The sequence below is a fragment of the Calditrichota bacterium genome, assembly GCA_013112635.1.
In the GTDB taxonomy this organism is placed as follows: domain Bacteria; phylum Calditrichota; class Calditrichia; order Calditrichales; family J004; genus JABFGF01.
In genome coordinates this window covers 470,430-495,820 of the sequence record JABFGF010000003.1, presented here as the reverse complement: position 1 = coordinate 495,820, position 25,391 = coordinate 470,430, and the positions used below count along the sequence as shown (strand labels likewise).

Sequence of the window (25,391 nt, the reverse complement as noted above, 5' to 3'; positions counted from 1 at the left end):
GTTTAATTCAACAGGGCATAAACTAAAATGTTCAGCGCCATTTTTAAGGCTTGTTCCCTAACCTTCGGTGGATCATTATGTATCGGTTCATCTTCACAGCCATCGGAAATATCCGTATTAAAACTATAAAAGCAAACAAGTCTGCCTTCATATATTAACCCAAACCCTTTTGCAGGGCCGCCATCATGTTCATGGATTTTTGGTAAGCCATTATTAAAATTGTAAACGGAATGATAAATAGGATGCGAAAAAGGTAATTCGACAAAGTTAAGTTCAGGAAAAACCTTCTTCATTTGTTTTCTAAACGATTTATCCATTCCATAGTCATCATCTGCAAAAAGAAACCCACCGGAAATTAAATAACTTCGTAACGCGGCAGCTTCATCCAAACTGAAAGAAATGTTTCCATGTCCTGAGATATATGCAATAGGGCTTGAAGAAAACTCCGGCTCCAATATTTTATAAGCTACTTCATTTTCTTTCACCGAAAGATTCAATTCGCGATCCGCTTTATAAAGAATATTTTTCCAGCTGGTTTTATTTCCATACCAGTCGCCGCCACCCGAGTAGTGAATCCTAACCGGGGCAATTTCCTGAGCACAAATGATATTTATAAAAATAATGGATAGAGTTAGTAATTGTTTCATAGTTAATATCAAAAAAAAATCCCGAAATGAAAACATTACGGGATAATACAATAAAAACGAAAATCAGTTCAAATGAATTTTAAGCCGATGTGGCATACTCATATCTTTTGCTGCGATTGTTTAATTTTAAGCGTGCTAATTCAGAACGAACACCAAACCAGCCCATTTTTGTGTAACCATAACGGGCGGAATTCAATTCACGTTTAATTTTATAGCTACCAAATTCCGGATTTTCTTTAACCATATGTCGAATTTTATCCGAAATTGCCATATCCGCAATTTCAATATTTTGTGTCTGATCTTGAACAACACCTTTATCTTCCTGAGAAACAATATCAATTTCTGAAGCCTCCTCTTTGACTGGCTCAGATTTTGGCAATGTTATTTCTTTGGCAACAGATTGGCCTGCCGCTTCGGAAGTTTCAAACTTACCGACCGCTTCATCTACTTTATCATAAACATCAAGGATGTGATGAAACTCCAGCAGCTCAAATATTTCATACACATCAGGAACCATTCTTACCAGTTTTAAATCTCCACCGTTTTCACGAATAGATTTAATTTCACTGATAAAAATACCCCATCCTGCACTACTGATATAATCAACATTTCCTAAATCAACAACTATAAAAAAACGGCCTTGCTTCAAAAGTGAATCAAGGGCTCTTTCGAGCTCCGAAGATGTAGTTGTATCAATATAGCCACCAACTTTTATTATCGAAATGTGATTCCGGCTACCGGCAACTTCAGTAGAAACCTGAATTCCTTCCATCAAAATCCTCCTTAAAGGATAAAATTCTTATTAGCTCTTTGGATTTTCGTCCAAACTTTTTAAAATTGAAGCATCAGATACCAATTGTTTTTTCACAATCTTATTCCTGATGCTGTCTAACGAATTTATTTTTTTTTCTTTTTGTGGCGAATTAATTTCTAATTTTTTATGAATTAATCCTAACACATTAATATTTTCTATTATGCTGGTTGAAGTATTTAATATATTTTCTTTTTTCAAATAATTCAACACAGTTTCAGACTTCTCTAAAATACTCTTATTTTCGATTGCAGAAAAGTTATCTTCTAACAATTCTAAAATGCTCTGGCCCTGACTAAAAAGCTGCTTGACCTCCCGCAATTTTTTAAGTATCGGATTTTTTAAGACAATTTTCAGAATTAAATTCATTTTCTTTACTTTTTCTATAGTAACAGATTCTGCTTTCATTATATTAATCTGTCTTTCAACTGCATCAAAATCATCTTTGCATTCAAAATAGAGTTTATCTACCAGTTTATGATCTATTTTTTCAGTCGCCTTTTTTGTTAACTCTTCTTTAGTCGGAACTGAGATTTGTTCCACTTCTTTTTTTTGTACAATTTCAGGTTTTTGCTTTGGCTCTTTTTTTATTTTCTCTACCTGAGCAGGTGTTTCTTCTTTCGTTTCCGGCTCTTTTTTGGCTGATTCTTTTGCCGGATCATAAATCTTACCGGTCTGGTGCATAATTAATGCACTGTCATCTTTTTTATTGCTAATTTCACGAACAAATGGTTTTTTTTCTTCTTGCCTTACTTCCCTTGTTGCTTGGCTTTGTTGCGGAGCAGTACCCGTTCGTTTTGCAATTTCATTTTCAGATGAGTCAAAATCCAGGATAACTTTTCCATCAAGTGTAAGTAATGGTGTTCCCGGTTGCTTAAGCCGTTTGTTTTGACCCTTCTCTACAAATCGCTGACGGAGCTTTTGAGTATTCAAACGCTGCTTTATTAAATCATTATAAATTCGTCTTTCTTCCAGTTCAACAAAACCATATTTTTCTGTATTTAACAGGCTGGAGATTTTTTTAGCACCGTGTCTTGGATTTGAGCGGATAATATCAAATATCTTTGATTTTACCTCGATAGAAATATGTTTTTTCTCAATATGATCTGAACCGTCAAGAAATTCTTTTAAAGCATCCAAACCACCTTCATCAACAATCCCCTTGTATTTATAATATTGATATTGGGATATTTTTAGTTTTTCACAGGCATCTTTTACACGCATACCATCTGCAATCAAATCCACAACATGCTTGTGAGTTTTGTAGATAATTTCACCGGCCATAAGTTTTTCTTTGACCGCTACAAAAGTAATGTCATCGTTTTGAGGAGCGCCGCCTGTATAATTTTTTAAATCATCTTTTATACTTTTTACAAACTCAGCAACATCAAGATGGCCATTGTCACGAATCGATTGCAGAAAACGTTCTTCGCGGTATAGTTCGCGTTGATGGTTCATCGCTTCAGTAATACCATCTGTGTATAAAACGAGAATATCATCCTCGCGCAAACGAATCGAATCTGTTTCAATACGCTTATCAAACAGGTTTATATCGGGTAGCTGAATACCAACCGGGAAACCGGACGGGTTTAAATAATATGTTTGTTTGGAAGAAGATCTAAACAACATCATCGGGTTATGGCCTGCACTTGCATAATGGATAACCCGGTTTCGTGAATCCAGAATAATATAAAACATCGTTACAAACATACCTTTGCGCATGTCATTAGAAACAAAACGGTTTACCCGGGCCAAAACATCAGCAGGATTTTTATTCCCGCGCGATTCAAGGCGGATTGCTGTTCTAATCATTGTCATAATCAATGAACCCGGAACTCCTTTACCCGATACATCCGCAACAACAATTCCAACAGTCTCTTCATCAACTTCAACAAAATCAAAAAGGTCACCACCCACTTCTTTAGCGGCTTCATAATATGATCCAATATCAAAACCTTCTACTTCCGGGAAATCGCTAGGTAAAAGCATTTGCTGGATTTCCTGAGCAACCTGCAATTCTTTCTGCATTTTTTGCTGCTCTATCAGGTTAACCTGGGCTTTCTGAAATTTTTGAGTCATCTCATTGAAAGCCTGGGCAATTTCCCCAATTTCATCCGATGTATCGATATCAATTTCATCCTGGTCTACTTTTCCTCGAACAACTTGTCTTACCCAATCTGCAAGACTATGGAATGATTTGAGGATTTGAGAAACGAGATAGAAAGAGCCAGTATAGCCGATAATCAGAATTATTACCAGAACAATGATCAGTGTGATGCGGCGGTCAGTTACAATTTCATCAATGGAGCTTTTGGAAACCCAAATATGGGCTTCACCTAAAAGTGTTGGATTTTGAACATCACTTTTTTCAGATATTTCTGACACAGCATCATAAATATCAAGTGAATCGTTTACCGAGTATTTATAAATAATAGCAAACTCTGAGCTATCAGCCATTACTGCATTCTCAGGTAATTGAAAATTTCCCCGGTATTCTGTTTCTTCGTTGCCGGAAATACTTGCTTTTATATTATTTTGAGAATCAAGAATAAAGGCTTTATGAATTTCTATTTCTGTACTGGTCATTACCGATTTGATATTATCAAATAGGGGTAAATATGTATCCATATCAAAAACAGAATTTTCTGCCAAAGACCTGGTACTGGTAGAAACAGCTGTAAAAACCTCTTCATCTACATTGTTTTTGAGATTGACAAACAGCAAGCCAAAAATAATTGTAACAATTAAAGTAAAAATAAATGAAGAAATAAGTGAATAACGCGTGCGCATATTTAATGCATGCCACATTTGCATAAGCTTGGGTTCATCTGTGGCTTCGCGCATTTTTGTTAATCGAAACTCGTTGCCCTTTTCGGTAACCACATATTGAATGTCATCCATCAGCTTACGCATCATTAAAATACCTAAGCCGCCTTTTTTACCGATATCCACATACTTAGCTAAATCCGGTGTATTGGCCTGGCGAGGATCATAGCTGGTTCCCTGGTCGACAACTACAATGGTTAAACTCAACCGGCGCATAATCGCTTTAAGTTGAATTTCACCGTTTTTTATATCCCTGTAACCGTGCCGGATAATATTTGTACAAGCTTCATCAATAACCAGCTTAAAAGAATTGACCATCTTTTCTGAATACTTATAGCGCTTTCCAATATGCTCTATAAAGTTCCTGACCTGCAACAGATAACTCATTTGAGCAGGTATGGTGATCTCTTCCTTTTTTACACTTCTAAACATTTCTAATTCCGTTTAATTATTGTGTTTTTATCAGTGATGATCATTACTTTTTAATATTTGCCAATCGGTCCCTGGCATTTTTAATGCTTTCCAGCACACGTTTGTTGTATGGATGGTCTTTTAGAATTTCTTCCCAAATTTTTATTGCCTCAGCGTACTTGCCGCTTAGAAAAGTATTTACACCAAGTAGATATTTTTTCTGGGATTCAGGATCCATCTCTTCTTCAGAAGATACGGTTTCAAGCCTGGAGCGCTCATAATATTGTTTAACAAGATTGTTTTCAGGATCAAGTTTAAGCGCTTCCTCCAAAACTTGCAATGCCTCGTTATAATTACCCACTTCATATAACAGCAATCCTTGCTGTAAATTATCCTGAAGTTTTATACGAGATGCGAGTGTTTCAACTTCATTTTGCAGCTGGGCGTCATCGGCACCAAGCAACCTTGCATCTGCCAACAGGCGAAGCGCTTCCGAATAGTTTTTGTTTTGAAATTCATCGCGGCTTTTCTGGACAAGGGTACCTACTTCTTCTCCAATTCGTCTTCTTGTTGTAGAAATTGAGTTTTGTAATGTTTGATTTCCGGGTTCGCGTTCCAAGGCAATGTTAAACTCAATCATAGCTTCAACAAATTGTTTTTGATCTAAAAGCAAACGCCCTTTATTAAAATGCTGCTGAACAAACATTCTGTCACTTTCCGCTTTCTCCTTATCGAGAGCGTTTTGAACAGCAATAGTTTGCCTCTGGTAAAAATCATTTTGCAGTAGAGCATTTGAAGAATCGAGCATTACACCGGCACGAAAATGAAATGGATCAGTTCCAATAACCTGCTGATATTCAACGATTGCATCGAGATACTTATTCTCAGCAAAAAAATCATCTGCCGCTTTTAAATGTGTCGCGATAAATTCCTGTTTATCTGCTTCGCGTATTTCACGTTTAATGCGGTCTTCCTCTTTGATGCGTTCTGCTTCAGCTATTTGGAACATATCATTTCGAGTAGCGCCAAAATTTACTGTAATTGAAACTCTATGTGTTGCTGCAAAAATTTGGTCATGCTCCATCATGCCATAACCATAGTCAATCTCAAACATATCGTATTCCGCACCGGCGCCAAAAGCAAGAGTTCCCCCGTTATATCCCATACGGATCTTTCCCATGTCCCGAAAACTGTATTCCGACCCAAAATGTATTTTTAAATCCCTGCTTTGGGAATGGTTTACATCAACCATTAAATTGATTGATCCTGCCTGGCCAAAATGAAGTTGCTTCAAAATACCAATTTTTGTAATTAAGGCATATTCATCTATTATATCGCCTTCACCTATTTGAGGTGCAAACAAGTTATGCACTTTTAAGCCAAAAGACCAATCCTGAGTTAAAGCACTACCAATCCAATCGGGACGGTACAATAATCCCAGATCGGCCCCAACACCTACACCAACAAGACCGCCTTCATCTGTTCCGGACCAGCCATTACGAATCCATCTTACTGTTACACCTGGCGTCAGATTAAACGGTAATTTCTTTGCATAGGAAAAGAAAGCCTGGTATTCATCACCGGTAAAATCAGAGGTTGAATTTTGATAAATATCTTTTCCCACAAAGCCTGTTACACCCAACCGTGCAATACCAAATCCAAATGAACCAAGAGATAATGTTGGGTATGCGTAACCAATAAAATCGTATTGAATTCCTTCAAAAAGTGTGGTATGAAAAAAAGTGGCGCTTTGCTGGTTAATAAACTCTAGACCTGCCGGATTCCAATGAACTGCTGTTGGGTCATTCGCAGCAGCTGTAAATGCTTGACCCATCCCAATAGCTTTTGCACCAAACCCAAGAGTGCTAAAAGCTCTTTGCGTACCTCCATCCTGTGCCGAAAGAAATGAGCATAGGATTAGAATTATAAAAATTAAGATACTTTTGTTCATCGATTTGTTTTCATTTTTATTCATGCTAATACCTACTTAATATACGCAATTTTAATGATTGAACGTTTTACTGCACCGCCGTTTGTTGGCCGAACTTCCAGCACACCGATATAGGCGCCATTTAAAACACGTTTTCCTTTGCCATTTTTCCCATCCCAGAAGAATTGTTTGTCATGAGTTCCTTTCAAAATCTTTGTCTCGCTTTTCCAAACAAGTTCACCAAGAACTGTATAAATACTAATTGCAACTTCTGAGGTTTGATCCAAGTGAACGTTGAACCATCCTCTGCGATCTTCATCTGTGTCACCACGTCCAAATGGATTAGGATAGATATAGAAATTTTTATCTGAATCTTTTGAAATGATAATCTGGTTTTCAGATGCTGCGTCAGAGCTGCCAATAAATTCTGCACCTGTTTCACTAACTGCAGTAAGTTTAAAGGAATCATCCACATCAAAAATTGTTATATCTTCCAATTTAGTGCGAAAACCTTGGATTTTAGCATCAGGCTTGAAATCAACCAGTACAGCAATTGTTTCAACTGAATCCGGTGCAAGGGACATTTTTGACTCAAACTGAATGCCAATGGGATTTTCCACAGAACTAACAATATCAACATCAGCAAATATTTCTGCTGAAGTTACTGAACCAGTTTTACCCAGGTTTTCCAATATATAATCTTCGTTTACAACTTTTATTTTTGAGAACATCCCTACTAACGCTGATGGATCAACAAAGGCTGAAGAAGTTGGATCATCACTGGCAGAATGAAACCCAACCGACAGGGAATCAACAAACAGAGTGTCTCCATAACCTTCATTTGAAATCTCAAATGCCAAAAGCGTAAGATCCGTCGCCCCTTGTAAAAAGCTTGTTGATGCAAGCAAATCATTCTTTGGAATTAGAATTATTTCTTTCTGCCTTACCTGAATGGAATGTGTAACAGAAGATTCCCCTGAAAGTACTTCTATTCCGCTATTTTTATCTATGGGCCTACCTGTAAGGTTAAAAATGATGCTTGAACTACTCACTTCGTTTTGAGGCGCAATAATTTTCCAAGTTAAAGCATTCTCTTCACCCAAAGAACTAAAAGTCTTCGTCGCCACTTCCCCGGGTGATAAAATGAATCCATCTTTAAATATCTGTAGAGTATCAAGGGTAATTGTACCTTCACCTTCAATTTCTGCGTAGTTGAGAAGCGACGTATTCTGCGCCAATACTGTCCAAACTCTTATTTCTAATTCCTGACCGTAAGAAAGCTGGCGTTTGTTAATAGCAGAAACCGGTTTTATCTTAATTGATTTCAACTCAATATCCGGTCTTTTTTGAATTTTAATTTGATCAGTAATCATAATACTTGGTTGCGAATCATCCTGCTTATTATCATCCTTTCCAATCAAAAAGACTTGAATATCCTCAGTTGGCGATCCTGCATAATCCTGTGGTACGTTTATATTCAAGCTAGCCGTATTATCTGCTGATAAAGGTACTGTTGGGGTCAACTGATTATCAGATGCAAAACTTTCAGGAAGAATAAACTCTGCTCGTGGATCAACTAGATGATCACTCATTTCACCCGCAGTTACCGTGTAAGTAAATACCTGGCCTGTTGAAACAGACTCCGGTGAGGATGTTGAGGCAATTCTTATAAAAGCGGCTCCAATAACTTTTACTGTTTGTGTTTTCAATGAGTCTTTAATTTGAGCTGTTGTATCCAACTGTATATCAGTTACTGATTTTGTTACCTTCACTGATATAGGAGATCCCTCTGCCTGAAATGCATTGAATTCACTAATAGCCTTTTGAAGTTTATTGCGTACAGCTTTCTTTTCTGCAATAGACATAATAATTGCTTCTTCCGGATGGTCTTTTTCTTGTATGACTTTCTTATTAATCAGACCATTAAACAAAGCCCGAGATGAAATCGGTGTCTCCCCTGTAGCTTTTACCCACCAGTAAAATGGCTCTGTTACTTTAAAGCTGCGGATCAAAGACGCATCGACATGAAGCCCTGTAGATTCTTCTGTAGTATCAAAAACTGCAAAGTATTGCGTATCTAAAGATACAAGTTGAACTTCACCGGTACCAGAAACCGGAGAATCGGTTTCTTCCAAGTTTATCACTTCGCCTCTTAAGCGAAAGGCCTGTCCTTCGGAAACCTCACCATCTGCAGCACCATCAGGCTGATCAATTGAGAGTTCTAATTCCAAACGGGCGATGGCAACTGTTTTGATTGCCAATTTTTGCTCAGTGGTTTTATCAAACCCTTGTGAACTTGCCCCAAAGACACTGATTAAAATTGAATCTGTTTGTGTACTTTTTAATTCCGGAGCTTTTATCATCCAGGATACGTTGGTAGTGAAAGTACCGTCTTCAAAATCTGTTGAAAGATTTCCCTGCTGAATCGAATATCCGGCATTAGTTGGGAGGATTAAATCAATTCTTTTGTCTTTATCCAATTGTGGATCAAAAGTAATATCGGCCTCCAGGAATATTTCTTCCTGGTTAATGGCCACGATTGTTGTAGTAGAACCATCTTTGTATTTTGCATCAAGATCAATGTCCCGGACTTCAATAAAATCAATAGTTAACGAGTCTCGTGCTGAGCTTGCTTCGCGGAAAGCGCTTACGTTCTCATTTTCATCGAGTGGATGTTTGCCTGTTTCTACTGTTACATAGAATGTGGATAATGCCTGGCTACCGGGGGCACTCACATTCCAGGTCACAAAACTGTCAGCATGAATATAAAAAGGTTTGCGAGTTTCTTCATTGTTAAGCAGCTCTATGCCTGTTCCCGTTGTATCTAAAACAAGAAAGTGTCTGCCAGAGGTTGTATCAAGTCCGGCCTGTCCACTATTTACCACATTGGCCACAATTTCAAATGCCTGTCCTGTTGCCCTGGTAATCTGGTTGTCTTCCGCTCCTGTTTTATCAACTGTCAATCTCAGGTTTGCTCTTTTGATTACCTGATAGTTTTGTAGGGTCAAATCAACTTTTACGGAAGCATCCTGCAAGCTATTTTCATCTTTTGGAACGTCCTGAATTGTACTTGTAATTGAAGCGCTACCAACTTTGTCTGGAACGATCACTATTTTGTTAATTGCGTCTGTTGTAAATGAAGGAAGTACTAAAGTGCTGTCGCCATTTTCTTCAAATAGCAGACCACCATGAGCTTCCAGTAAAACAGAACCACTTCCATCAAAATCTGCATGGCCGGAGTTGGAAACCTGGGTCTGAAACTCAAAGGTTTGTTCTGTTGAAAGTATTCCGTCCACTGCACCGGCTGGATTGATAACTGCAGAGGATAATGACAATGTTGCCACCCGCTCTAGATGGATTATTAAATCTCCCGAAGTTCTTGTTACAGGATTGCCCGTGTTAATATCATTTCCATTAACTGAGACACTGAATGTATCGGTATTTGCACCTTGCTCTGGTAATTGCGCCGGAGCAACAACCTGCCAGGTTACAACCGGTCCGGTCACAGCTTTAGCCGATCCACCAATCACAGAATAACCGCGTCCTTCGGGAAGGTTTAGAGTGGCAGTTGTATCCTGCAGCATTTTGTTTAAAGATACCTGTATGCTTAGATCAAATTGCTGGCCCGTTGAAACTGTATCGCGGCTGGCTACCGGTCCGCTGTTTATAAAATTACTAAGTGTAATATTGCCCTGATTTTCTACTGTAACCGGCACATCAGCTTGCGGTATTAGCACAGTAACAGGATTTCCCGTATTTACATCTAAAGGAATTGAAGCAAATTGTATTTTTAATGTATCAGTTGCCACAGACGGGCTTAAGGCCCGAACATCCCAAGATCTTGTGAGTGTGTCAACACTTATTACCTGACTCAAAACGGATCCATTTGCAAATTCAAAATTAGCTGGTAGTACTAGTTGGATTGAACCTGGTTCAAAATTAGATTCGCCACTTTGACCAATTGTTGCATTTACTTGAAACACCTGGCCATCGGTAACACTCATTTCATTTGTTTGAGAAGTGATTGAAAGCGTCCGGTGATCTTGCACAATTACTCTTTCAGAATTATCCAAGGCCTGTTCTGTATTTACTGTATTTCCTTCAATATCCATGATGGATTCTAAGGTTACTGAATAAACCGGATCGTTGGCAGGAATAGTTGAGATGCTATCTTTTTTGAATGACAAAGATGCTGAACTACCGGCAACAAGATTAAGAATTGAAACAGTATCAACTGCTGTCGTTCCCTTCTTAAGAATTGCTGAGCCGGATGCCACGGTAACCGCTCCGTTATTTGTTAAGTCAACCGCCAGAATAAATGATTGGCCGTCATTTACCAACGGTGCATTTGGTGTATTTCCGGCTGTTGCAAAATAAAGACTGTCAATTCTGATTGATGCAGGAACTATTACTTCAATCTGATCATTTGTAACGACGTTTGTTGATGTTTCGGAAATGTGCTGAGTCCGGATATCCCGGAAATCAACAGAAGGTTCCGGTGTTACAAATCCTGTGTCCGCATCCTGGCTTACATTATATAAAACTGAGAATGTTTTTTGGTTATTTGCAAAAACCGTATCCGGGAAAAGTCCTGTGGAGATATTGACCCATTGTGATTGAACTGAAGACCCCTTGTTGGTGAAATCAAAATCCATACCTGTAACAATCGCATCTGAGGCACCATCATTTTGAACCGTATAATCTATTTGAACTGAATCCTGGCCACGCAAGACTTGATTATCCAAAGCTACAATCGGATCAAAACTCAATGTAGCAGATGGAATTATTTCAAAAGCGCTGGCAGCATTTCCCGTGTTATCAAAAACACCTCCGTTAAGCATTTCACCTTTTATTCGCCAGGTAATATTTTGAATGCCGGAAGCACTTTCAGGTATTGTGATTTCTGAAAAGGTGATTGTCGTCGTATCATTACCACCGAGTGTAAAATTACCTGCAAGATTTTTACGTGGTATGCCAACAAAACCAGGGAACTCGATGTAGGTTGAATCCGGATTCAGTGCCAAACCTGCCGTACCGGTATTCCCAAAATCCAACTGGAATGATACTTTTTGATTATTAATAACTGAATCAGGAGAAGTAGTTATATACGTTGCATTCGCTCCCGACAAAACAGTCATAGTTTTGCTATCTGCAGAGTTTTCTACAATACTTCCGCCGTCAAGGCTTAAACGCCCGGAAACTTCAGTATCACCAATCGGATAAGTGGATTGAACATCGAAAATAAAACGCAGTTCGGAATCACCGACTGGCAAAATTGTTAATGTGTCTGCAGGATTCCTCCTAAGGTTTTCGACAAACTCTTCACTTCCATCCAAAGTAAAAATCAGTTTTGTATCAACAGAGTCAATCGGTAATGCAGCACTGGAGTTTGTAATAAGCATTTTTACTAAATTGTCTTGTGTACCTTGCAAAACGGTTGTAGATGTTTCAAATCCAATATCCGTAATTACAATTAAACCTGCACCAAATGCGAATGATCCTGCATCCAAAGTATTCTCATAATCAGCTTTATTAGTGGTTCCTTTCAATCTAACCTGGAGGGAATGATCGCCTGGTGCCAATCCGTTCAGAGAATCACCAATAAAAATAAGTTCTGTCGTATCAGGTGTAGCAGCAATGATTGTCGGGCTTGATATATCCAATGCAAGCGGCGGATCAAAATCACCTACTTTTATTGTTGTTTGCGCGGGATCCAACACAATGGTCGCTTCACCGGAATTGAAGATTTTTACCCTGAATTGAATAAGCTCTCCGCCGGATGATGACTGTGGATCTTTAGTAGTATAAGTTGGATTTGCCGGTGTTTGGATTAAAAATTGTGTCGGGTTTACATTTGAAGCGGCTAATACTGATCCTGAATTATTATCTTCGCCATTAACTGTCCCGTTAACTTCGACCAAACCATTAAAACTTGGAGAGGCTACAAACGAATAAGTAAGTGTATCGGTTAAACCTCCACCCAAAATAAAAGGTGTGGCAGGATCAATAAACTGTTCTTGAAGATCGGTTAGTACAGGGTCAAATGTTAAATCAGAGCCAGTGATTGTGGCAGGTGCCTGGCCTGTGTTTGTTACCTGAACATATATTCGGCCATGGCTCTGTCCCTGACTTATGGAATCCGGTGTTACCCACACGGTATCAACTGCAAGTGCTGCACTATTTTGTACCAATAATGATCCGGCTAAATCTGCATTGTTATTTATACTTTGGCTGCCATCATTAATATCCTGACTTTCAAGATAAGCATCCGAAGTATATGTGCCGGTTAATGCTGTTGGGTTTACATCAAGATCAAAATCAATTCGTGTGCTTGTACCTTCCTGCAATATAAGCGGGATTGAAGGAATAAGTGAACGGCTAATTGTAAACTGATCGTTTCTTTCAATTGAAGCAAGGTTCATTACCAGTCTGACAGAATCAAGCTGTGCAGAAGCACGGTTTACATTGATGCTATCCCGGTTGCTTACATAAACAGAAGCGGTAAGCCCATTTTGCCCTGTCGAGGCCTGGGCCGGATTCACGCTTACGCTGTCAATTACAACAGCTGGCCGAACCTGAACATCCCAGGAATCAAAAACTAATGGATCGGTTACAACTGATGGCGTTCCTGACACTCCTTCAGTTACATTAACCTGGGCAAAAACCGAATCAAGACCTGTTTGTGCATTATTATTTACTGTTACCGGAATTGTAAATACCCGATCTAAACCAGAATTTAAAGTGAACGGTAATGCCGGGGATATTGCATCTATAAAATAATTTGAATTTCCATTTCTAAAATCGAGAGATACAGCATCAATAATTGCAGAGCTTGTTCCTGTATTTTGCAGCCTTATCTGAACATTAATTGGCCCTTGTCCCTGTGAAACGTTTGATGGATCTGCCTGAATAGATACAATATCAACTGTTGACGTTCCGGCAATGGACCATTCGTGAAAAACAGTGCTGGTATCCTGATCAGTTTCTCCGGAATAAATATTTTGAAAATCAACCTGTGCGAAAAGTGAATCCGTTCCTGTTGCAGAATTTGCTGCAACATCAACAGTAACGGTAACTGTTGCGCTATCATTTCCGTTAATCCTGAAATTAAATGCAGGCCAACTTTGCGAATATAAACCAATGCGTGGCAAAAGGTTCATGTTAGTTACAAGAACCGGTGTTTCACCATCATTACGTACCGTAACGTCTACAGGAACACCACTTTGCCCCTGGGTAACAATTGTAGATAAAGAGGTTACATTACTAACTGCAACAACCGGTGCCGTTGTTACAAACCATGAATCTGGAGTTGTGGCGCCATCTTCATCATTTGTACTTACTACAGTATTGTTGGCATCGTGGCCATAACCGTTTACATCTAAAGATATATCGCCTGTTGCGGTTAAGTTTGTTACATCTATATCTGCAACAAATGCTTGCGAAGAACCACCACTAATAGTAAAAGGTAATGCCGGGCTGAGATTTATCAACTTGCCATATTCATTTATTATAAGTGAATCAACAACCAATCCTGCTTGTGCACTGTTATCAATGGTAATTGTTACTTGTTCAGTTTGCCCATGACTTACACTATCTGCCACAGCATCTGTTGAGGCAATTGACATTACAGCCTGGGACTGAACAACAAACTCGTTTGGCGCTGTATGAATGTTGTTATAAGTATCATTATTTTCTACACCAACCAATTCCAATTTTAAAGAATCCACAAAAGCCGGAGAAGAGGTTGTGCTGTTAAAAACAAGCTGGACAGTCTGGTTGCCCTCAATTATGGTTATGCTGCTGTCTGCAAGTTTTGCAAAATTTGCCGGAGTATCTTTCGGATAAAGCTTGGTGGCACTGGTGTCAATTTCCAACCGTGCTTCACCGGAGTTTACAACCGTAAGTTTAGTAACAAATGGCTGATCAGTAGAAACCTGAACAGGTGAATTATCAGAAATTGCGATATCCACAGCTTGTTGAACCAGCCAGCTTGCAGTTGAATCTGAATTCGCATCTGAAATTTGAACAGACCCATTTCCAAGATCAACCCCCAAAACACTTGCATCTAATGTTGCTACACCGGATATGGAAGAAGCAGCTACATCTACATTGATTATATATTGGGCACTTTCACTTGGAATCAATACATCTCCTGGTAACACATATAAAGAATCATAAGAGCCACGGGAAACACTCAATGCAAGACTATCAATACGGACATTCGTATCACCACCGTTTTGGACAGTAACCGTGACAGGTACATTTTGCTGCCCGGTACTAACCGAATCTCTATCTGGTAGGACTGATAAAACTGACAATTCACCTGTACCAATCACAGTCCAGGTATTTAAAGTGGCAGAAGTATCAGCAGTTGATAAATTTCGGTTAAGCTCAGTACTTTGAACTATTCCACGTAAATCAATGATACCCTGAGTGGCATCGGCACCGACATCAATTGAATAAGTTACATCTGTGCTATCCCAGCCAAGTAATGTATGCGGTAGATCCGGAGACACATATTGACGAGCATAGTCATCGTTTACACTGGCATTTATACTATTAAAAAAGTTAAGTAAAACGTTTTCCAACCTTGCAGTTGCACTACCCAGGTTTTTAACCCGAAGGCTTACAATAACATCTTGTTCACCCGTAGTTACTGAGTTTTTGTTTTCAATTCTTGTAATTACAGGATTAGCCGGTGTTTGTAATAATACTGTATCTTTATTTGCATCCGCGCTTAAGTCAGTTAAAGCTTGTGAAGTTAAAGCATCAGTGCCATAAGCACGTGCATTGATTTCTACATTGCCAGAATCACGGGCTGTAGTTGGAGAGTTTAGTCTAAATAAAACAACTGTACTTTGGCTGGCCGGTAAAGTAAATGGTTGCACTTCAAATGTTGTTATCTGAGAATAACCCAATGTATTTCCCGCCGCAGGATTTGCCAATTCAGCACTTGTTAAATCAAGCCGAATAGAATCGAGAAATGCTTTAGAATTACCAGTATTTGTTAAACGAACACGCACATCAAGATTTTCTTGTCCCTGGCTGAATGAGTAAAAGGACGAAAAAACTGAATCAATTTGTAATGCCGAAGGATCTCCAACAAATAAAGTATCGCTAACTGCAGAAACTGAATCTACAACTGAGGCATTTGAAATAGCGTCACGGCCTTCAAACCGAGCACCAAGTAAAATTTTGTTGGCTGCATCACTAAGTATTTCTGATTGAAATTGATAACTAATTGTTTGCCCAGAAAGAATTGAATCTGGAGTAGTAATTTGGGTGTCAGATGTAGGAATATTTAGATCCGGAGGAATATTTGTATTGTTTAACTGAAGGTTATCAATCAATACAGTCCCCAAACCTTCATTGCTAACAGTAACTGTTACCGGAACACCCGTTTGGCCGCGATTAACTTCACGGGAGGTTGAGGTTACAGCATTTATTATAATTTTCGCCTTATCAAAAACATCCCAGGCATCCAAATACGCACTTGTCTCACTCAAACTTTCGGATGACAAACTATTTTGTCCTGTTGCAATGGCGCGAATTGAATCAATACCGGTAGCAGCTCCTGAATCTATAGCGACGCTAAATTGAATATTTAGTGAACCACCACCAGTTATTGTTTCCGGGAATGTGGCGTTGTGTGTAAAACTGTTTGCATTACGTAAAAAGTCCAGGTAAACCGAATCAACCGTCGCCGTTGCCTGGCCAGTATTCTCAAGAATAACATCAACTGTTAAACCGCTTTGCCCCTGGCTGACTTGTGTGGCGGTTGCATTTAAGCTGGTAACCGATAAGGCGCTTTTTGCTAACACATCCCAGGATGGGTTAACACCAACGCCGGATGTTGTTTCGGTAGTTTCATCGCTATTTAAGTCGGTAGCTGCAATCCTGCTGGAAAATGTATCTGTACCAGGCGTAGCAGCATCCGTAATATCAATTGTATAGATAAAATTTTGGGGATCTGAGTTTGCTACTATTACAGGAAAATCACTTAACTCGTGTGAAGTCAATGTGCTTGAATATCTTGTTCCCAAAATGCTTATATCTACACCACCAACAAGAACAGTAATGCTATCCGGGCTGTTTATTTTGTAAGAAGCTTCGCCATCGTTTGTAACACTTATGGTGAACTGTTCACCATTCTGCCCCTGGCTTACCGGATCAGAAGAAAGTGTTAATGGATTGAAAACCAGGTTTGCAATTGTTTGAACAGTCAAATCCGGTAAAGAAGCAGCCGTTGTAGTAATTGTAGAGGAAACACTATTCCCTACTTCAGTGCCGTTTAAAACCAATGTTCCCTCATGAGTACCGGATGCAATTCCCAAAGTGCCAGACTCAAAAGTAAGTGTAGTTGTCTCGTTTGCAGGCAAAGTTTGATTTGAAGCTAAATTAAAAACATCTGCTCCAAAAGTAAGAGATGTTGTATTTTTATTCAAAATGACATCGTATAATAAACCATTGTTTGTTACATCTACTGTAAAGGTTACAACCTGTCCTTCTGACAAAGTTTGTGGAGAATAATTATCCCAATCAAAACTGGCCGATTCAATTACACGGAAATTCTCCGTTTGATCGGCGCCTATATCACTCACTGATTCGCTTAAGTTCAATCCTGTAACAGACCCATCAATCGTTTTTAGACCAAATGGAGATCCACCAGGGATAACCATATTGAATTTGTAAATTTCGCTATTTCCTGCAAGGATTGTGTCTGCCCCGGAAAGCAAGGAGTCAGTATAGTCTTCTGGCGAGACAGATAATAACGGGATTACATTTCGAATTGTATTGTTGCCATTATTTGTAACCTGCATTTGGATTTCTGCTATTGAGGTTCCAACTGAAACCAACGTATCTTCAGGATTAGGAATAAGAATAAAATCAATTTGTAATGGTGAAACTGACAGCTCACCAACATCAGTAAACAATGTCCCATTCATTAAAGCATCACTACCGGATCCAACCAAGGTGATTTCCGGTGTATAACTGCCACTGGCAAAGTTATCAATCACCGCAGAGTTAAAAGTTAAAGTTGTTGCTGAATTTGCTGGCAAAGCCGCAGGAGTATTCAGGCTTTCTGTGGTGTTAATTGTGCCATCTGAAATAACAAAGGTACTGCTATCTGTGTTTAAACTTACCGAATTGGGACCAGGGTTATTTACCTGAACTGTAAATGATGTGTCATCACCGGCTGCCACAGATTTTGGTGCCAGTGAATTGGAAACATAACTAAGACCATACACTTTAAAGAAAGCTGTATCTGCCGGGCTGACAATTATTGCCCGTGCTGTTGATGAATCCTGATTTGAAGGCGCACGGTAAACCGCTGAAACCAAACCCGTATCATTTGAAGTTGAGACAAGAGCCGACATACTGTTGGCAGGTAAAAAGCTTACATATTGCCCGGAAACATTATTTCCATATTGATCCAGTACGCGCGCTTCAATTTTCTGGTTACTTCCTGCGACAGTTGTTTTGCCATCTCCGGATATAACTACTATTGAATTTGCAACATCTGCATTTGCTGTGGCAACATAGGTTACTGTATCCAACCCGGCTAAAATAGCCAGAAGCGTATCAGGACCAGAAGTCGTTCGCAATGTCCATGAAACCGTATCACGGCCAGCGACGCCGGTAGTAGGTTGACCTACATTATTAACAACACCATCTGCTGTTGCTTGCCATGTAACAGTTGCACCAGTGACATGGTTACCAGAAGAATCTGTTGCCGTGACAATAATATCATTTGTTAGTGCAGAGCCTACAGTACCACTTTGGTCATTTCCTGAAAAAATGGAGAGCGAAGATACGGCATCTGCAATAGCTTCCGCAGAAAATGTATTATCTAAGGTAGCCAGACTCGCATTAAATGCTGTTACCTCATAAGTACCTACTTTGTTACCCAATGTTAACTTTGTGCTGGCTTTTCCATCAACACCCGTCTCAATTGAAACGTTAGATAGGGAGTATCCTGAGGCGCCATTAGGAAATCCGGTAACAGAAAAAGTAATTACTACTCCAGGAACCGGGTTATTTATTGAGTCAACCACAGATACTACAAAATCTGATAGCTCACTATTTACAACACCTATTTGCAGATCGGTACTTTCATCAATTTTTAGGGAGTCAGCATTTGAAGCTGACACAGAAGCCCTGAACTCAACAAATGGAAGACCAGTATATGTAGCACGAGCCGTATCTCCTGGTGCAGTTGATGAATTTCTTAAACGCCAGGAACTTCGTGAAACACCAAGAACATCTGTTGGATCACTTGAAGGAGATAATGTTGCTCCATCATTTGTAGTTGATGTCCATGCAATAGTTGCATTTGGAACAACATTGCCATAATCATCTGTTAATCTTACAGCAAGTGAGTCAGGTAAGATATTACCCGCAGAACCTGTAAAGGTTTGAGAAGAAACAGCGGTTAACGTTGCCGGTGTGCCTGCTGTTACTTTCACAATACCACTATAATTATTTATTGAGCCTGAATTAATTCTCAAACGGGCAGCGTTTACTATACGCCCATAAAATTTATTGGTTGATGCTGTTGTTGGAGCTGCTGTTTCGAAAAAACCAATTGTGTCCCCTTCAACTGTCCACTGAACGTTTTGATCAGCAATAAAATTGTCATTAGCATCATAACCAGCCGCATATAAAGTAAGGGAATCCCCAGCTGCCTTTGTCGTATCACTAACGACTACACCTCCGCCACCCGATGCTGTCCTGATTTGCAAAGAAGCCAAAGCACCGGTATTTACCGTGATTGTGCCAGTTGCATCCTCAGTAAAAGCGCTTGTTGTAGTTATGGTTCCTGCTCCGGTTGAAGTTGGCAGAAAAACAGTACTCGATCCGGGATTTGGATCCAGGTCACCCGCATCAAGAGTCCCGGTTACACCCCAGGTAACACTTTCATTAGCGGTAAAGTTATTATTGACATCAAAGCCATTTGCATAAAGATTTAAAACTTCCCCCGTTGTCAAAGTTGGGGTTAGGATTTGGCTTCCTGTTCCCCCCGGAGCATCCATAATCAAAACATAATCCGTAGCACCAGCGTTTACTGTTATCACACCGCTGATATCATCAATTATTCCACCTGCGGCATCCGTTGCGGTCAACTTTCCAGTTCCTGAAGTTGTTGGTGTGAAGGTAATATTATCTGTTGGATTTACCGGGTTTAAATTTCCAGCGCCAATAACTCCGCTACCCGTCCATGTAGATGATGTAAGTCCAAGTGAATTGCCTGTTGCATCATATCCCCAGGCATAAGCTGTAATAGTTTCATCGGCTGTGATTGTTGAGTCACCTAGTTCAGTACCATCGGCAACATTTGTAATTTGGATTCTAATTTCAGCCAAAGAGCCGGAAATTACCGGCAGTGCAATCGTATCTAAAACGGCACCAGAGTTGAAAGAAACAGAGATACTATCATCTGCGCCTGATGTGGAACTTGCTGTATAAATTATCTCGGCCACACCGTTGGCATCTATTGCATCGGGATTGGCTCCGCTGAATGTACCCGTGCCAGCAAATGTGCTAAATGTTACATTAGAACCATCGTCTAAACGGTTGCCATATTGATCTTCAAGACCAACCTGTAATAATCGATCTGTTCCTGCTACAATATCTGAAGTGCTTGAAATAATCGAAAATTGCGCCGCTGCTGCCGGGGAAACTGTCACCAAACCACTTTGACCGGATATGGTTGAGGTTATTGTGTTTTCAGCCACAACTGTAAATGAGCCTGCGGTCGTATCAGAAACAGTAAAAATTAAAGTGCTGCTTCCACCAAATGAATAGGGGCCGCTACTAAAAGTTTCCGTTGAACTACCTTGTCCATCCAGAGTAACTGATCCATTGTTTATAACATCGTTTCCAAACTGATCTTTTGCTGTCAAAGTAAATTGAATGTTGACACCGGCTATGATTGAGCTATCGGTTGCAGGAGAAAATGTATAATAGCTTACACTGCCAGGATCAACAGGCAACGTTATCTGAATGGCTGTCGCCGGAGCTGAGGTCACATCGATAACATCATTGCCACCGGATACCGTATCAGCTCTAAAATCTACAAATGCAATCCCATTAGCATCTGAGGTTGCTGGATTTGTGCCTGTTAGAGAACCACCGCCAGTATTAATGGCAAAAGTAACGGACGCTCCGGAAACGGGATTTCCAAAGGCATCATCTACACGGACTTGTAAACGTCTGGTGGTTCCTGCCTTGATCGCGCTGTTGCTTGATACTTCCGTTAAGGTCGAGGCTGTGCCGGAGGATACGGTAAACAAACCGCTCGTACCAGTTACGGTCGCATCGGCCGTGCCACCGGATAGGCGCGTGGCCTTGATATTAAATGTTCCGGCGGTGTTGTCCTGAACGGTTACGCTTACTGTTGTACCACTGGCAATTGATATACTGTCATTTGGGCTGAAGGTCGCTGTAGAGGAACCTTCTGCTGAGAATATCACACTGTCTGTACTGGTTACTATATTATCATATTGATCGCGCGCAGTTACATCGAATGGTACACCCGCACCACCTGCAGTTAGCGGTTGTGGTGTTGATGGATTGAATGAGTAATAACTGACATTGTCGGCTGAAACAGGCAAAGTGATCTGAATGGCCGTAGCCGGAGCTGAGGTTACATCGATAACATCATTGCCACCGGATGTTTCACTGGATGTATAATCTACAAAAGCGATTCCGTTGGCATCACTGGTTGCCGGATTGCTGCCGCTAAATGAACCGCTGCCGGCATTGATGGCAAAAGTAATAGACGCTCCTGAAACAGGGTTTCCAAAGGCATCATCAACACGGACCTGTAAACGGCGCGTGGTTCCTGCCTTGATCGCGCTGTTGCTTGATACTTCCGTTAAGGTCGAGGCTGTGCCGGAGGATACGGTAAACAAACCGCTCGTACCAGTTACCGTAGCATCTGCACTGCCATCTTTTAAGCGCGTGGCCTTTATATTAAAAGTCCCAGCTGTGTTGTCCTGAACTGTCACACTTACTGTTGTTCCACTGGCAATCGATAAACTGTCATTTGGGCTAAAAGTGGCTGTTGAAGATCCTTCCGCAGTAAAAATAACACTGTCTGTACTGGTTACTATATTGTCATATTGATCATAAGCGGTCACTACATAAGCAACACCTGCACCACCTGCGGTTATAGCCTGGGCGGTTGATGGATTGAAAGAATAGTAACTGACATTGTCGGCTGAAACTGGTAAAGTAATCTGGATGGCTGTCGCCGGAGCTGAAGTTACATCGATAACATCATTGCCACCAGATGTTTCACTGGATGTGTAATCCACAAAGGCGATTCCGTTGGCATCACTGGTCGCTGGATTGCTGCCGCTAAATGAACCGCTGCCGGCATTGATTGCAAAAGTTACAGATGCTCCGGAAACAGGATTTCCAAAGGCATCATCAACGCGAACCTGTAAACGTCTGGTGGTTCCTGCTTTTATTGCGCTGCTGCTGGATACTTCAGTTAAACTCGATGCTGTCGCAGAAGAAACGGTGATTAATCCGCTGCTACCGATAACTGTCGCATCGGCTGTGCCACCGGATAGGCGCGTGGCCTTGATATTAAAAGTTCCGGCGGTGTTGTCCTGAACGGTTACGCTTACTGTTGTACCACTGGCAATTGATATACTGTCATTTGGGCTGAAGGTCGCTGTCGAGGAACCTTCTGCTGAGAATATCACACTGTCTGTGCTGGTTACTATATTGTCATATTGATCAAATGCTGTCACCACATAAGCGACTCCCGCGCCACCGGCGGTTATTGATTGCGGGGTTGATGGATTAAAAGAATAGTAACTGACATTGTCGGCCGAAACAGGCAAGGTGATCTGGATGGCTGTCGCCGGAGCTGAGGTCACATCGATTACATCATTGCCACCGGATGTTTCACTGGATGTGTAATCTACAAAGGCGATGCCATTGGCATCACTGGTTGCAGGATTGCTGCCGCTAAATGAACCGCTGCCGGCATTGATGGCAAAGCTGACTGAGGCACCGGATACCGGATTTCCAAATGCATCATCAACACGGACCTGTAAACGGCGCGTGGTTCCTGCCTTGATCGCGCTGTTGCTTGATACTTCCGTTAAGGTCGAGGCTGTGCCGGAGGATACGGTAAACAAGCCGCTCGTACCAGTTACCGTAGCATCTGCACTGCCATCTTTTAAGCGCGTGGCCTTTATATTAAAAGTCCCAGCTGTGTTGTCCTGAACTGTCACACTTACTGTTGTGCCACTGGCAATTGATATACTGTCATTTGGGCTGAAGGTCGCTGTAGAGGAACCTTCTGCTGAGAATATCACACTGTCTGTACTGGTTACTATATTATCATATTGATCGCGCGCAGTTACATCGAATGGTACACCCGCACCACCTGCAGTTAGCGGTTGTGGTGTTGATGGATTGAATGAGTAATAACTGACATTGTCGGCTGAAACCGGAAGTGTAATTGGAGTGCTTACACCGCCAAAACTAACCGTAATAACATCATTGCCACCAGAAGTAGTGCTTGCCGTATAAAGCGCTTCAGCTTCACCAACAGCGTTTGTGTTACCTGTTATTACCGATACATCACCTGTAAAACTGCCTGTTCCACTCGTTACTGTAAATGTTATAATCGAATCTTGTCCAACCCTATTATTGTGGATATCTAAAACAGCAACGCGCAAAGTTCGTTGTGTCCCTGCAGTAATAGCTGCAGAAGATGATAATTCATTTATGTGATCAATATTGTCCGGATTAACAGTGACCAAACCACTAGTCCCGGTAACACTTGCATCAGTTTCTTTTTGGGCCTTTAATGTAAAATCACCGCGTGTCACATCAGAAACTGTAAGCAAAACTGTAGAACCGCCAGAGAAATTAAGCGTGTCATTTGCAGAGAAAGTAACGGTTGAAGAACCGGAGGCAGTAAAAACAACATTGTCAGAATTGTTAATAGTAGCCCCAAACTCATCATAAGCGGTTACTGTGAAAGCTAAATTATTACCTGCAATTAAAGATGTATCAGTTGCCGGAGTAAATGTGTAATAATCCACTGTGCCTGGTGCAGCAGTTACATCAACATCCCAACCAAGAGCATCTTCAACCGAGCTCTGAGGTCCCGATGTTGTATCAAGCTCTGCGCCATATTCAGACGTAAAAGAGTTTCCTGAACTCACTGCAGCGGGTGTTTGCTCAATAAATTTCACAATCAACGAATCGATCACCTCAAAATCAGCCGTTTGAACAATAATATTACTACCGCTAACCTGCCATGTAGCAAATCCACGATCTTCCGGTTTAGTAGCTGAATTCTGAATAAATGCAGCACCATCATTTATTTTTATTGAGGTCACTGTTGGTGTTGATGAAAAAGCTGCGGGTAGAGTAATTGCAACCGAATCTAATTTACCAAGAAGGTCTGTGCTGCTGGGGCTGATATTATTGAATACATATGTGAATTCCTGAGAAGTGCTGGTTGAAACTGATGAAGGAGAGATGGCCGCATCAACACCGCTAACACCTTCGCCATGAAAAAGCACAGCCGTATATTCACTTATTGAATTGGCACCCGGAGTATTATCAAAACTATATTCTAATGCTTTTGAACTCGTAGCCTGCAAACCAACTGTTTCACTACCGCCGGGATCGCCAACATCCATTTTGCCCCATTGGAATTTTATATTATTACTGCCTTCATATAGAATTGCCTGAAATTCTACTGAGGATCCGCCATCAGGTAAATGCCATTGAATAACATATTGTCTAAATGGAGCACTCCCAACAGACTTAACATAAACGTTTGCTTGTTGAGTTCCCCCGCCGGTTAATTCGCCCCAGTAAGGAGCAATCATAGAATCCGGTGCGGATGCGCTTGGAATTGTAACATTCCCACCAAACGGATCTGTTGTAACACCTTGATCAACAAAAGTTATATAGCCATTTGCAGAAACGTAAATATTGCTTTTGGCCTGACCATAAAAATAAAAAGTGAATGGTAAAGGAATTGCGGTGGACAATTGGTTGTCTATGCCACCGAAGAATAGAGATGTTCCATCTTTTATGTCAATCCAATTATAATTAATTCTAGGTGTACCAAAATCCTGGGTCCACATATAGTCATTGCCTGTACTATCGCCTTGCCCTGCAAACAAGAAAGATGAAACAGAAAATATTATCCCTAATGAAAGTAAACTTTTTTTAATCATTACTCTTTTTCCACTTTTTTAACAGAAATATTAGATTGGGCAAGAACTGTTTTTTCTATCTCGAAATTCTGCCCGGTTTTTGAAACGGAGTAAATTTTAACATCAATATCTTCAAAACGCTTTATACGGCTTTCATCCGGAACAAGCTCAATTTCAAGCTCACCACTTTTATCCGTGTAATGCAAAACCAATCCATTGTCCTGAGCATACCACCCCAGCACGTTGTCTTTTGTTATCTCCTGCTTGCCATTAAATAGCCAAAATGTATTTTCTCCTTGCCTGGCTGAAGACAAAACAGGTTTAAGTCCTGCGGGCAATTCAACAAAAACAGCGCGGGATGTGCTCGACGCTGTTTCAATCTTTATATTTAAAGAAAGCGGTTTGCTCTGATCCTCATTCTGATCAAGACGCAGTTTTAATATTTCGGGAGATTGTGCAAACAAAGACGATATTAAAACGGTTAGAATTAAGCTTGCTTTGAAAATAGTTTTCACTTTAAACCCCTTAAAACACACTATTTTAGATATGATTGAAATGTTTTT

Annotated in this window: 6 protein-coding genes; all 6 read right to left on the bottom strand. The window is 40.5% G+C overall.

The window, feature by feature from the left end:
• Window positions 1-2 precede the first annotated feature (2 nt).
• The 6 genes from HND50_11210 to HND50_11185 all read right to left on the bottom strand — a co-directional run bounded on the left by HND50_11210 (window position 3) and on the right by HND50_11185 (window position 25,343).
• Window positions 3-647 carry a DUF4159 domain-containing protein gene (locus HND50_11210; GenBank protein NOG45796.1) on the bottom strand — a complete coding sequence of 215 codons (645 nt, stop codon included), beginning with the start codon at window positions 645-647 and terminating at the stop codon, window positions 3-5.
• 79 nt (window positions 648-726) lie between these two features.
• Entirely contained in the window at window positions 727-1,419 is a 693-nt protein-coding gene (locus HND50_11205; GenBank protein NOG45795.1) for an STAS domain-containing protein, read from the bottom strand.
• 30 nt (window positions 1,420-1,449) lie between these two features.
• Entirely contained in the window at window positions 1,450-4,716 is a 3,267-nt protein-coding gene (locus HND50_11200) for a SpoIIE family protein phosphatase (GenBank protein NOG45794.1), read from the bottom strand.
• Between the two features lie 43 nt (window positions 4,717-4,759).
• Window positions 4,760-6,670 (bottom strand): PorV/PorQ family protein, encoded by a 1,911-nt coding sequence (locus HND50_11195; protein NOG45793.1) that lies wholly within the window; start codon window positions 6,668-6,670, stop codon window positions 4,760-4,762.
• Between the two features lie 8 nt (window positions 6,671-6,678).
• Window positions 6,679-24,849 carry a hypothetical protein gene (locus tag HND50_11190; protein ID NOG45792.1) on the bottom strand — a complete coding sequence of 6,057 codons (18,171 nt, stop codon included), beginning with the start codon at window positions 24,847-24,849 and terminating at the stop codon, window positions 6,679-6,681.
• Window positions 24,849-25,343 carry a hypothetical protein gene (locus HND50_11185; GenBank protein NOG45791.1) on the bottom strand — a complete coding sequence of 165 codons (495 nt, stop codon included), beginning with the start codon at window positions 25,341-25,343 and terminating at the stop codon, window positions 24,849-24,851. Before HND50_11185 ends, HND50_11190 begins: the two co-directional genes overlap by 1 nt.
• Window positions 25,344-25,391: the final 48 nt, after the last annotated feature.